Here is a 13045-nt window from a genome sequence, read left to right as displayed (position 1 = left end):
CGCTAAATTATCACAGATTATTTTGGCGTTGAGCCAATCCCAAACCTGATCTACAGCCCTACCCCAGCCAGTATTCACCGAAGATCGCAGAACCGCAGCCTTCCAGCACAATATCAGTATGCTGTCCTAGGAAATGCTCAAGGATTAGTTTTATGACACTAATTCTGGAAAACGGACAAATAGTTCTGGAATGTACACTCAAGTTAGCCCCAGATAAATCTATTCTTCCTGAAACTTCCCATTCACGCCTTCCTATTACAGTTAAGATTGTTTGGATATCTGTTTTAGGAGTTGTCTTGCCAGATGCATTAACATCCTCTTCATTAGCTGAAATTTCAGTATCCTTCTCAGAACTTTCATCTCTGCTAGCTTGCATAGTTATTTGAGATGAAGCATTTTCACGAACAAAGGCAGTCAATACCTCCATAACAGTCTCTTGATCCTTTGGAGAATCCTTGGCTAGTCTCTCAAGTGCATATATACCACCTAAACGAACTTCGAGATGTTCGCTCCCAAGCTGATCGATAGCCTTGGTGTAGCGATCTGTAATCTGATCCTCACGGCTGACCTCAAGCCGCTGCCAGGTGAAGTAAGCACCAGATAGTACCGTGATTCCTACAAGAATTTGGGATGTAATTTGAAGAACATCTTTTTTGACTTGAGCTATTTGCTTTTCTTGTAAGAACTTGTCAGTCGGATGTATAGCTCTTTCTGGAGCCAAATAGTCATCAATAAAATTAAAAGTCAATCCTGCAACAACTGGAGCAATGATGATGAGCAAAGGCCATCGCTGAACCCACATCCATTGAATGGGCCTAACGAAAATTCCTCTAGTTTTCCTATGCAAAACAGCCCCCCCGAATCTCTTTGATTGGTCTCTAGAGCAGTACCAATACAGCACCACTGGACTAATCAGCTAACTTCTCAGCGTAAGTACTTTGTTCAATATCGTTTGCGTTCTTTTTCAACTCAATAAGGAATCTTTCATCTCCTTGACTGCAGCCACTTGATTTTGTTCAGCTAGAAGTTCAATTGCTTTTTCATAATCTGAGATCGCAAGCCGAGCTAGACCAAATTCAAGATACAGAATAGCCCTATCGAGATAGGCATCTAAATTCTCCGGGGCCAACTTGATGGCTTTTTTATAATCAGCGATTGCCGCCTGGGCAAAAAACTTTCTTGAAAACAGCCGAGACATCCGCTGATACACCAAGGCCCTTTCGTGGTAGGACGCTGAGAATGTTGGATCTAGCTGTATGGCCTTGTCGATATTCGTAAGAGCTTCAGTAAAGTCGCCATTACGTTTCTCAACTATTCCCAAACCTATATAGGTCCGTTTGTCCTTGGAGTTTAGCCTCAGCGAGGCGTTGAAATCTTCCTTAGCCTTTTCAATTTCTCCCAGCTTTAACCGGGCCATGCCTCTTCCTATAAGAGCTTCGTAATCTGAAGGGACAAGCTCGAACGCTTTCGTGAAATATCTGATCTCGTTTTTGGTATCCCCTGTATTACAGGCAACTACCCCTAGATTAAAAAATGCTCGGGCATAATCAGGCTTGATCTTAAGGGCTGCGTTGTAATCTGCGATCGCACCTTCGTGATCTTGCAGTTCGTTTTTGCGATTCCCCGCTTCAACCAATAGTTCTGCGGGCAGCTCGGATGGTTTCAGGGTCTGCTCTGCGTTTGCCGGGAGGATTGCAAGAGTTGCCCAGGTCAAAAAAATTAGCGGGAGATGTCGAAAACTACGCATTAGGGATAATCTTCACTGGTTTAGGGCATTTTACCGCACCTCCGATCACCCCCAGGACAAGGTTACTCGCTCTCGATCCTGAAAGTCTCCCAGATCAGGGAAGCAATTGGAAGCAAGTCGCCAAAGCGAGGTATGATCAACGGCGATTGACATATGCTGATCCGAAAACGGGGGAACACAAGCCACTTAAACGAGTGGTGGGATGGAAGACGAATGATAACGGCACCGTGACATTCGTAAACGATCCACGAGAAGCAGATCAATACGCTTCCGAAATCGCATCCACACTTCAGGCTTGCCAACCGGATCCAACCGCAAAAGCTGGTTGACTCTCATCCGTATGAATAATATTGAATCATGCTGCATTTGGGTTAAAAGAGGTGTGAAAGCTACTTTATCCGAAGTGAGTTTGATTTTGAGGCTACGGCATTCATACATGAGTTGATTCAAATATTCACATGTGAGAGCTGAAGAACCCACTCTTTAAATGATTTGCAAGACGTAAGGCATGAAACGGAATGGCCCTATTCACTAAAAATCAAAAGTCATTTGAATTATGCTTAGAATCGAATAAGAAACAAATAGTGAAAGCTGCATACCAGGATGAAGGAAGAGGGCCTGTTGTTTTGCTTCTACATGGTTTCTTATCTGAATCAAGCTGTTGGAGAGCTGTAACTCAGATATTAAAGAATAAGTATCGATGTATTAGTTTAGATCTTCTAGGGTTTGGTGAATCATCTAAGCCAGAGATTGATTACAAGATTGAGTCACAAGTCTCATATATACATCACTTCATGAAGGCTTTATGTATTGACTCTTTCTATATTATTGGTCATTCTCTTGGAGGCTGGATTGCTGCTAGCTATGCTTTAAAATATAAAGAATCAGTATTAGGACTTGTCTTGGCTGCCCCTGCTGGAATCTCAGAAGAATTAGACAAGTACCAAATACTCAAACCCTTGTCATGGGAAACTCCTATAATTGATTGGGTTCTTAACTTAGTCTCTGTCTTTTCTTCTATTTTCAAGAAGAAAGAGACTGTAAATACTATTAAACATTATCGATATCAGTTGCTTTATGAACCTATTATGAAGGCTTGGTTTCGTCGTATATTTAAAGGGGAAATGAGCACTGAGCTAATTGATAGAAGTATACAAGATATTTCATCAGCAACATTGATTATTGCAGCTGAGAAGGATCTCACTATTCCTTTTTGGTATTGCCAAGCATATGAGGATAAAATCCCGAACGCTCAATTAAAAGTTATTGCAGAGGCAAATCACCAATTGCCTACAGATAATGGAACTTTAGTTGCTGAATTATTTGATGATTTTGTGAATAACTTAATAAATGAAAAATCTGTCATTCCTAATCCTACTTAGTATTGCAAGTCTTGATAGCTTGATACTTGAGCCATTTGTATTGGCTCAAGTATCTCCTGACCAATCATTAAATACTCAAGTATTGAAAAGTAATAGCTTGATTCGAGTTAATGGTGGCAGACAATCAAGTAATAACTTGTTTCATAGTTTTAAAGAATTAAATATAAATAGTAATCAACAAGTTTTGTTTGAAAATGGTAGGTCTATTGTAAATATTTTTGCAAGGGTGACTGGAGGCAGGGTATCAGTATTAGATGGCTTAATTGCGACTCAAAATCCAGCTAATCTTTATATACTCAATTCAAATGGCATCTTCTTTGGAAATTCAATCCAACTCAATATTGGTGGATCATTTTTCTCTTCTACAGCTACAAGTATCCAGTTTGATGATGGGCTTGAGTTTTATAGTGAGAATGGTAATAACTCATTTTTATCACCTACGCAACCAGAATTCGTTAAGTTCAATGGTATGTCTGGTGAAATCGCTTTAACAGGTAATGGTAACCAACTTAATGTGGATCCCGTTACGAGTATTGGAATTGGAGCTGGTAGAAGTACTTCTGGAATTAGGGTAAATCCTGGTCAGCAAGTGGTTGTTTTGGGTAATGGCGTTTCTTTTGACGGCGGAATAATAACAGCTCCATCAGGAAATATCAATGTTGGAAGTGTCAAGGAAGGGGTTGTAGGATTTCAAGGGTTTCAACAATCTAAGTCTGGAAATACTGTTGACTATGCATTAGTCAAAGAATTCAATGACATCAGGCTTAGCAATTCTTCATTAGTTGATGCTAGTAGTTTTCCAAATAACTTATCTCGTAGCTTTATTAGTTTTGAGGGCAAGAACCTAACGTTAGAAAGTGGATCTTTTGTAGTAATTCAAAACGAAGGAAGTATTGGTGGTGGAAAAATACAGTTTAACTTTAAGGAAGCTATTCAGCATATAGGAATCAAGAATAGACCTAGTTTACCCCCCGGACTTACATCTCTGAGAAATACATCAGGTATTATTGGCTCTAGCGTTTTTAGTCAAGGTCCAGATATATCCATCAAGGCTAAAAATTTAACGCTTCTGAATGCAGGTGTTATTTTGAACAATGCAGCGTTTGCTGGAAAAGGTGGAAATATTGATGTAGATATTTCTGATTCAATACGTATTGAAGGAGACGTTCTACCAGATCCGATAGCATCTTTCTCTACAATTTTGACTAGTAGTAATGGAACTGCGACTGCTGGGAAAGTTAATATTAAGGCAGCTCAATTATCTTTAAATAGGCATGGTACAATCCAATCTATTTCGTTCTCTTCATCCCCAAGTGAGTCCGTAAATATACTCGTTAGTAAAAAAATTATACTTAATGGTAATTCTGAGTTTTCAGGACTTCCAAGCTCTATATTTTCATCTTCATTTAGAAGCGGTCGAGCTGCTGATGTCAATATAAAAACTTCAAAACTTTCGATTTTTGATGGAGGATTTTTAATTTCAACTGCCCTTGCATCAGGTGATAGTGGAAACCTTATTGTCAACGCCAATGATTCCATTTTACTGTCTGGGATTAGAACCAATAGTGATGGCGGTGTAGATCCATCTGGAATTGGAACTTTCGCTAATGTGTCACCTACTAATGAACTGATTAGGTTTGGTCTTCCACCATTCCCTTCGGGTAATTTGGGAGTTACCCAGATAACAACAAACAGCCTAAAGATTCAGGAAGGAGCGGTTATATCAACGAGTAATGAGGGTTTTGGAAGAACAGGGGATTTATTTATTAATGCAAATAATGTCCAGCTCAGCAGAGGGGCTATTGAGTCATTTGCAATTGATGATGATGGGGGCAATATAAATCTCAATACAAAAGTGCTGCTTTTGGATGATTTGAGTAGAGTCGCAGCTAACTCTTTTGGGACTGGTACTGGTGGGAATATTAATGTTACTTCTGATCTGATAATTCTAAAAGAATCTGTAATTGCAGCAAATTCAGCACAATCAACGGGAGGTAATATTTCTATTGACACCCTTGGCCTCTTCCTATCCCCAGACAGTACCATCACAGCTACTTCCCAACTTGGTACTCAGTTTGATGGCAGTGTCGATGTGGAAGCTGAAATTACTGACTTTAACCGTGATCCTAACCTGAATATTCAATCTGAACCCCCTGAGCTATACGCTTCCTGTGGCCCCACTTACCGCGATACTCTAGCCTACTATCGGGTTGGCTCGGCGGGACAACCCATCAACCCTGAAACTCTTCCAAGTTCGGAAAGCCGCTGGATGCAAGTCGCCAAAGCGAGGTATGATCAACGGCGATTGACATATGCTGATCCGGAAACGGGGGAACACAAGCCACTTAAACGAGTGGTTGGATGGAAGGCGAATGATAACGGCACCGTGACATTCGTAAACGATCCACGAGAAGCAGATCAGTACGCTTCCGAGATCGCATCCACACTCCAGGCTTGCCAACCGGATCCAACCGCAAAAGCTGGTTAACACCACCAATAATGAATAAACCATTATCCATCCTGCTCGGATTGGGTATCAGTTGCTGCAGCCTTAAACCGCTCGTGGCACAAGAGGCTCCGATCCTCCCAGACACCCTCCCCCTCCCCGAGGAGTCCCCCCCAGATGCTCCAACCACTCCACTTCCACCGACCCTTGAAATCAATCCCTTTCAGTTACCCTCTGGGATTGATCCACGACTAGATCGCAACTTAGTCGTTACCCCCGAGCAGTTCGTCTTTGAAGGGAATACCGTTTTCTCGAATGAGCAATTGCAGGCTGAAGTCGCAGAATTTATCGGCCAACCCCAGACGATCACAGACCTACTGACCGTAGAAGAAAAAATTACCCAACGCTATGCCAAAGAGGGGTACATCAACTCCGGGGCTAATATTACCCTCGGCCAAGAGATCGACCCCTCTAATGCAGTAATCACCATTGAAATCATAGAGGGGCAAGTAACCGATATCGTCATTCAGGGAGCAGATCGTCTTGAATCTTATATTCGAGACAGGATTGAACCCGCGACGGAGGGTGTACTCCGGGAGCAAGACCTTCAAGATGCCCTGAGATGGCTGCAGGTTGATCCGCTGATACGGGGCATCAATGCTCAGCTTACGCCCAGTGCAGTGGTCGGCCAAGCCACCCTCACCTTGGATGTTAACCCCCATAAACCCTTTAGCTTAGACGTTTTTGCCAATAACAATCGTGCCCCCTCTGTCGGCACCTTTGAAAGAGGAGCCACGGCCACCTACCGCAACGTCACGGGCCTGGGCGATAGTGTTGATCTCACCTTTCGCAACACAGACGGCAGCAACTTGGTGAGTGTCAACTATGCCACCCCAGTCAACATCCAAAACGGCACCGTGGGCCTCAGTTTCACCTATGGCGATAACGATATTGTCGAAGAACCCTTTGATCTCATTGACCTCAACACCAGCGCCTTCCAGTTAGAAGCCTCCTATCGCCAACCCATCCTGAGAAAAATCAGTGGCAATCAGATCCAAGAATTTGCCCTTGGTGTTTCCCTCTCCCGCCTGGAGAGCAATGAAAGTCTATTGGGAATTCCCTTCCCCCTTACAGAAGGCGCAGATGGAACGGGCCAAACGAACTCCACCGTGCTACGCCTCACCCAAGATTGGAACAATCGAGACCGCAACGACTCCATCATTCTCAGATCTCAATTCAATATTGGCCTGCCCATCAGCACCCGCAACGCCGATTTATTTGGTGATGGCACCTTCTTTGCCTGGAGGGGGCAAGCACTCTGGGCACATCAGTTTTCTAAATTCACCTGGGTCAATCGCGGTGGAGTGCAGTTCGCAGATGGACCCGTGATTCCTTCTGAGCAATTCAGCCTGGGGGGAGTCTCCACCGTGCGCGGCTATCGACAGGATGGCCTCACCCGTGATAGTGGTTTGTTCTTCTCCTCAGAGCTGCGAGTTCCCCTATTCTCAGGCTCCGCAGGCACCCTCCAACTCGTCCCTTTCATCGATGTGGGGCATGGCTTTAATCAGGGACAGCGTTTCTTACCGAACCCCAGCCAAACTTTAGCGTCCGTGGGATTAGGTCTGCGCTATGACCTCTCAGAAAGAATCAGTGCCCGTATTGACTTCGGTATCCCCTTACTCAATCAGCCAGATCGACGGCCTACTCTCCAAGAAGAGGGGCTATATCTATCCATCACTGGGAGGCTTTAACGTTGAAGCACATTGCCAAAATCCTACTCCTATCCCTGCTGCTCATCCCAAGTGCAAAAGCAGCGGATCTCACCCCCTTAGACAAAGCCGATGCCCTCACCGTCCAGGGGAATCAACAGTTGGATCAGGGGAATCCGAGTGGTGCCTTTACCTCCTTTGAAAAAGCCCAATCGTTTTACCAGGAAATTAACAACGAGGAAGGCATTAGAGGGTCGAGAATCAACAAAGCCCTAGCCCATCAGCAGCTCGGGCAATACCTCAATGCCTGTCGTGAAGTAAGCCTTGCCCTAGCGATTGAGAGGTATTGCCAATCAGACGCTCCTACCACTCCTCTTGTGGATCGAACCTTTGATACGACGGATCTGATTGCCCTACAAAACTTAGGCAAGATATTTCAGGAACTAGGATACCTAGAACGATCCGAAACGGTTCTCACCCTTGCGATCGCAAATGCAAAACAACAAGGCAATCAGGCCCAACAGCTAGCGAGTCAACAGACCCTCGCCAATACCCGGACTATTCAGGTAAGGTCAGCAATTCAGAAATTTCAAATCTCGGGAGAGGCCCTGGTCCAAGCGACCCAAGTTAAAGCCGCAGAGAAAACCGCCAAACAAGCCTTTGCGGACTATGAAGCCTTAGACATCAGCCAAGCCCGACTCGGATGGCTCAGCCTCTATGATGATCTTGATCAGTGGATAGCTTCAGATGGCCCAGGCATCTTTGAGATGGTTGAATTACGGGATTCTCTGCAGTCCAAACGGGGGCAAATCCTACAAACCTTATTGCAATCTGACCTCAATGCACTCTCACCCATCTCACGGGTGTATGCCCATCTGAAAATATCCAAAATTGTCGCGAAACAATCGGGGAAACTCTCAGGGAAACATCCCCTGGTCCTCGCCTTTGAACAGGCCCAGACCGCTCAAAACCTAGCGAACGAGCTGGATAACTATCGAGCCTTGTCCTTCGTCTATGGTCAACTGGGTCGGCTCTATCAGCAGAGTGGTCAGAGCGATCTCTCCATGCGCTCCTATGAGCTGGCCGCCCAGTTCGCCCAGTCCATTCAAGCCTGGGATGGGCTTTACCAATGGCGCAGTGCCCTAGCCCAGCAGTATGAGGATCAGGGGCAAACCCAGCAGGCGATCACCTCCTACACAAGCGCGATTTCGGCCCTTGAGCATGTGCGTTGGAACCTATTGCCCGTCACCTCCGATCTGCAATTCTCCTTTAAAGAACAAGTGGAACCCGTTTACCAGCAATATATGGGACTGTTGCTTGAAACGGATAACCCTGACTTGACGCAAGTGTCTCAAGTCAATCAAAGTCTGCGACTCGCTGAATTAGAGAACTATCTCAAGTGCGGGGAAACTAACTTAGTGCCCCTGGCACAAGCTCAAGATTCTCAACAAGTTGTCGTGCAAATCTTAGATCTTGGGGACCAAACCACCGTCATTGTTGGCGATACCCATTACACCGTAGACCCTAATCAACTCAAGACGACGATTGACGAACTAACAGTTGCTCTGCAAGGGGATAATTTCTATGACATGCGTCAGTCGCAATACCTTCCCCTCTTGCAGTCGCTGTATCAGCAGATCCTTGAGCCTGCAGTGGCAAAAAATCTAATCCTAGAAGAAACCCCCATTAAGTTCCACCTGAGTGGTCCTCTGCAAAATATCCCAATGGCGTTACTCCATGATGGCAAGCGTTATCTGATTGAGCGTAACCCAGTCGCACTATCAAATGGCTATGTCAGAGAGTCTATTCCCCCCTCTCGTCAACCTGGAGCTGTGGTGGGAGGGGTATCTACAAATAGTCCGAGCTTGCAGAAAACAGCGTTAGCCCCCTTGCCTGAAGTCGCTGAAGAAGTGGGAGTAATTCAAGCAACTTTCCCTGATGCCAAGTTGATTCTAAACAAAGATTTCACCTATCAAAACATCCTCAAAAACGTAGAAAAGCCCACTTCAAAAATCCTCCACCTGTCTACTCACGGGCAATTTAGCTCTGACCCTACTCAAACGTTCCTACTTGCATGGGACCGACCTTTGAATGTGAAAGATATTTCTGGTGTATTGGAAGCGGGGAGTGGTGGAGGACTAGATCTACTCTTCCTCAGTGCTTGTCACAGTGCCCAAGGTGATCCGAGATCGTTATTAGGTTTAGCGGGCCTTTCTGCACAATCCGGGGCGAATAATACCGTTGCCTCTTTGTGGTCTGCAGATGCGGCTGCATCAGTGCTAGTGTCTCAAGAGTTTTATGCAGCTGTCAAAAATCAGAAACCCATGAATGAAGCACTGAGACAAGCGCAATTGAAGCTATTAAAATCAGAGTATGCCCATCCCTACTACTGGGCAAATTATGTGCTGGTCCAGCTTTAATTCATCGATAGTAACCCGAAATCAACGAGATCGTTCTTTCTCTACCCATTGTTCAGCTTCTTCCAAGGTCTTAAATTCTTCGGGAAAGCGATCATGGAGAACCTTTGGCAGCTCATCCCAATCTCGGTTGGAATCAATATCGATACTTGAGGGCATAAATGTACCGCAAATGAGTGATGGGTGAACACCTTCCAGTTGATCACTTGTTAGGTTGAGAGTATCCTTCAAAACCGTTTGTATTAAGAGAGTTCTGCTGAGGTTGGCGCTGCTGAGGTCGGCGCTGCGGAGGTTGGCGCTGCGGAGGTCGGCGCTGCTGAGGTAGGCGCTGCTGAGGTCGGCGCTGAAGAGGTCGGCGCTGAAGAGGTCGGCGCTGAAGAGGTCGGCGCTGAAGAGGTTGGCGCGGCTGAGGTTGGCGCGGCTGAGGTTGGCGCGGCTGAGGTCGGCGCTGCTGAGGTCGGCGCTGCTGAGGTCGGCGCTGCGGAGGTCGGCGCTGCTGAGGTCGGCGCTGCGGAGGTCGGCGCGGCTGAGGTCGGCGCTGATGAGGTTGGCGCTGCTGAGGTCGGCGCTGCGGAGGTCGGCGCGGCTGAGGTAGGCGCTGCTGAGGTAGGCGCGGCTGAGGTCGGCGCTGCGGAGGTCGGCGCGGCTGAGGTTGGCGCTGAAGAGGTTGGCGCTGCTGAGGTCGGCGCTGCTGAGGTCGGCGCGGCTGAGGTCGGCGCGGCGGAGGTTGGCGCTGAAGAGGTAGGCGCTGAAGAGGTTGGCGCTGCTGAGGTCGGCGCTGCGGAGGTTGGCGCGGCTGAGGTCGGCGCGGCTGAGATAAGGCCCAATCGTAGTGGTAAAAATCCCTGTTTTAAGTGCATCTGCGGAATGAATAATATTGAGGAGACGGTCTGCTAGAAAGCTTTCTGTATCAGGTTCACCACAGGGATAAAAATAGATATCGGGTTGAGGTGTATCGTCTCTGGAATGGGGATAGTCCTCTGGCTGCGCAGATGCATGTAGCTTAAACAGAAAAATCATCACGTTCAGCCCCGTAAATACATCCACTTGCTTCAATCCAGTGGGGATCTCCTGATCAAGCAGCTGTATCAGTTTCTTCTGGGGAAGATTCTCGTTTGGGGAAGCATCCAAAAATTCGTTTTGGCACCAGCGGCTATAGAAATTGCTGAGTCGCTTGAATAGCTTTACACGGTCAATGTTGCTCTCATCTAGCAGCTCCCATAAATAGGCGACAATTTCTTGACTCAGGCCGCCATAACCTAATACGTCATAAATCTGTTCATTTAGGGCTCGTTCATCTAACCGAAACCGTTGTCGTTTATCTAACTCCGTCCAGGCTTCAAAGGCAATCAGTAATCGCTCTGCAAATAAATACTCGCCAAAGCTCTTGTGGGCAAATTCTACTGAACCCCGTTGATCTCTTTCTCCCGGTTTAAGATAAAAAGTGGTCAGTAAATTATTCAGTGCCTTGTCCTCTGATTGCCCAGTGGTTTCCTGGGCTTGCTTTAGCAATTCAGCGATGGGATTGCTGCTGCCCTTAAACCGCTGCTTTACCATTTCTAGTCGGGCCGTTTCATTGCCAGACTGCACCACACACAACGCCGCTTCCTGCAGTATCTCCCGTAAATCTTCCAAGTTATCTAATCCACAGAGCCGCAAGTTCTCATCCTGCCGCTGTTTTACCAGCACCCAATCCACCGCTGCTCGATAGATCCGCAGCTTAGCCTGAGTATCCTGAGGGCGACCCGTTTGAGTATCGGCAAACATCCCTTGAGTTAGATGCCCCTCTCGATTGAGCCGCGCCAGCAAATACAGCAGCAGCGGCTCACGGGCTAGAGTATCCGTGATGTCTTTGGGACAGGCCGTCAAAAACTCCCTGAACTGATTGACCTTGTCTTCTCCAAATAGGGCTTGCCATTTGTTCAGCCAGCATTCCCTCAACCCATCTCCCATGGGTTCCAGTCGCACCCTCTCCAAGTCTTTGTTTTGGGTGATCAGCCGATCGATTCCTTGCAGCGCTAAGGGGCGTCCTGTTACCAACAATTGATGATGGCTACGCCACTGAAAATCCGTTACCTGTTGCAAAAACTCCTTTAAACCACCCGTGGCTCGCCCCTCTAACAAGAGTTCATCAAAGCCATCCAAAATAATCAAAAATCGCGTGTTTTTATCCGCTAACCAATTAGATTCCCCACGCACGAAATTCACTTGCTCTAAATCTGGGCAGTCTTCTAGGGTTTTCGTTAGGTTATTTGCTAATGTCCGTAAGTCTCGTAGCCGAATCCGCAAGGGAATAAAAGCATCTCCAAACTCCGAGCATACCCAATTGGCAATCATGCGACAAAATACAGACTTCCCCCTGCCTGCCTCACCTTCCATAAACATCACTTTTCGAGTTAGGTTGGCTGGCTGGTCTAAAGTTTTTCTCGTCCACTCATGACTGCAGATGGGATTGACATCACGTTTTACCTTTCCATCCTGGGTTAAGGGCTGCACCTCTAGCCGTACATAAATGTCTTGAAAGCACACCCTAGGGTTACTCTCGTCAAATACTTGCTCTTGCGGGGTGGATTTAATCCGTTTTTCTAAATACTCGTCAATAGCCGTATAGCGCTCTAGCTCCTGTTGCCCACCAGTACGGTAAAACTCTGCCAAAGGTTTCACACTTTCCCCAGCTTCTGCAATAGCCAGATGGAAATACCGATGACTTCCCCACAAGACTTGATCTGCTACTCGTTGGGCTTGGCTGTTGTACAGTCCGCACTGTTGCAACTGTTCTATCAAAGCTGTTCCAAACTTCTCGGCTAATACGGATTCTCGAAATTGGGTAGTAGCTGTCTTTGCCTCAGTGAGGTTCAATTCCTTTCTATAAAATTTGTCGAGCTGTTTCTCCACAACATCCTTGAGAGATAGCTGCGCTAGTGTTGCTTTGATCTGCTCATCCTGTTGCTCCAGCACCGCTTCTAAACTCTGGAGATAGGCGAGTTGGGCGACAATTGCGACTGAATTCTCGAAAGTCGGCTCCACTTTTGCCAAGTCAAGCCCAATTTTCAGCAAGTTTATGCCAACAGATACAAACGGCAGCCCAGAAATAGCCAACTTTGTCACTGGAGTATCCAGGGCTTTGATCAGGGGTTCTGCCTTTTGCAAATAAGGGGCAAGCTGTTGAACCTTATCGGCATTGTCCTGCCAAGCTTTTGAAGCATCCGGCAACGCCTTCATGCCTTCAATGCCTTGTTGGGCCACTTCCCCCCAAGGGATATCTCGTACATCCGTGTTGAGAAACTGCCAAAATCCCTTGAGAGCTTTCATTGCTGATATTGATTACCCTGATTTCTTCAAGA

At 46.4% G+C, this 13045-nt stretch carries 8 protein-coding genes; 5 read left to right on the top strand and 3 right to left on the bottom strand.

Features of this window, described 5'->3' with window-relative positions:
• Nucleotides 1-58 precede the first annotated feature (58 nt).
• Nucleotides 59-781 carry a hypothetical protein gene (locus I1H34_RS28240; RefSeq protein WP_212666676.1) on the bottom strand — a complete coding sequence of 241 codons (723 nt, stop codon included), beginning with the start codon at nucleotides 779-781 and terminating at the stop codon, nucleotides 59-61.
• A 183-nt stretch (nucleotides 782-964) separates the two neighbouring features.
• Nucleotides 965-1714: a tetratricopeptide repeat protein gene (locus I1H34_RS28235; protein WP_212666675.1), complete on the bottom strand. Its 750-nt coding sequence runs from the start codon at nucleotides 1712-1714 to the stop codon at nucleotides 965-967.
• Here I1H34_RS28235 and I1H34_RS28230 point away from each other — a divergent pair.
• From I1H34_RS28230 to I1H34_RS28210, 5 genes are all read left to right on the top strand, one after another.
• Complete coding sequence (locus tag I1H34_RS28230) at nucleotides 1702-2076, top strand: hypothetical protein (RefSeq protein ID WP_212666674.1); 375 nt, start codon at nucleotides 1702-1704, stop codon at nucleotides 2074-2076. The genes I1H34_RS28235 and I1H34_RS28230 overlap by 13 nt on opposite strands.
• Nucleotides 2077-2265: 189 nt before the next feature.
• Nucleotides 2266-3129 carry an alpha/beta fold hydrolase gene (locus tag I1H34_RS28225; RefSeq protein ID WP_212666673.1) on the top strand — a complete coding sequence of 288 codons (864 nt, stop codon included), beginning with the start codon at nucleotides 2266-2268 and terminating at the stop codon, nucleotides 3127-3129.
• Entirely contained in the window at nucleotides 3098-5617 is a 2520-nt protein-coding gene (locus tag I1H34_RS28220) for a two-partner secretion domain-containing protein (protein WP_212666672.1), read from the top strand. The genes I1H34_RS28225 and I1H34_RS28220 overlap by 32 nt, the downstream gene beginning before the upstream one ends.
• A gap of 11 nt (nucleotides 5618-5628) precedes the next feature.
• Entirely contained in the window at nucleotides 5629-7326 is a 1698-nt protein-coding gene (locus tag I1H34_RS28215; protein ID WP_212666671.1) for a ShlB/FhaC/HecB family hemolysin secretion/activation protein, read from the top strand.
• Nucleotides 7327-7328: 2 nt separating this feature from the next.
• Complete coding sequence (locus tag I1H34_RS28210) at nucleotides 7329-9704, top strand: CHAT domain-containing protein (RefSeq protein WP_212666670.1); 2376 nt, start codon at nucleotides 7329-7331, stop codon at nucleotides 9702-9704.
• A gap of 21 nt (nucleotides 9705-9725) precedes the next feature.
• Here the strand turns inward: I1H34_RS28210 and I1H34_RS28205 are convergent, their stop codons facing one another.
• Nucleotides 9726-13013, bottom strand: a complete 3288-nt coding sequence (locus I1H34_RS28205; RefSeq protein WP_212666669.1) for a pentapeptide repeat-containing protein — start codon at nucleotides 13011-13013, stop codon at nucleotides 9726-9728.
• Nucleotides 13014-13045: the final 32 nt, after the last annotated feature.

This window comes from Acaryochloris marina S15 (genome assembly GCF_018336915.1).
GTDB lineage: Bacteria > Cyanobacteriota > Cyanobacteriia > Thermosynechococcales > Thermosynechococcaceae > Acaryochloris > Acaryochloris marina_A.
This window is presented reverse-complemented; position numbering and strand designations above follow the sequence as displayed.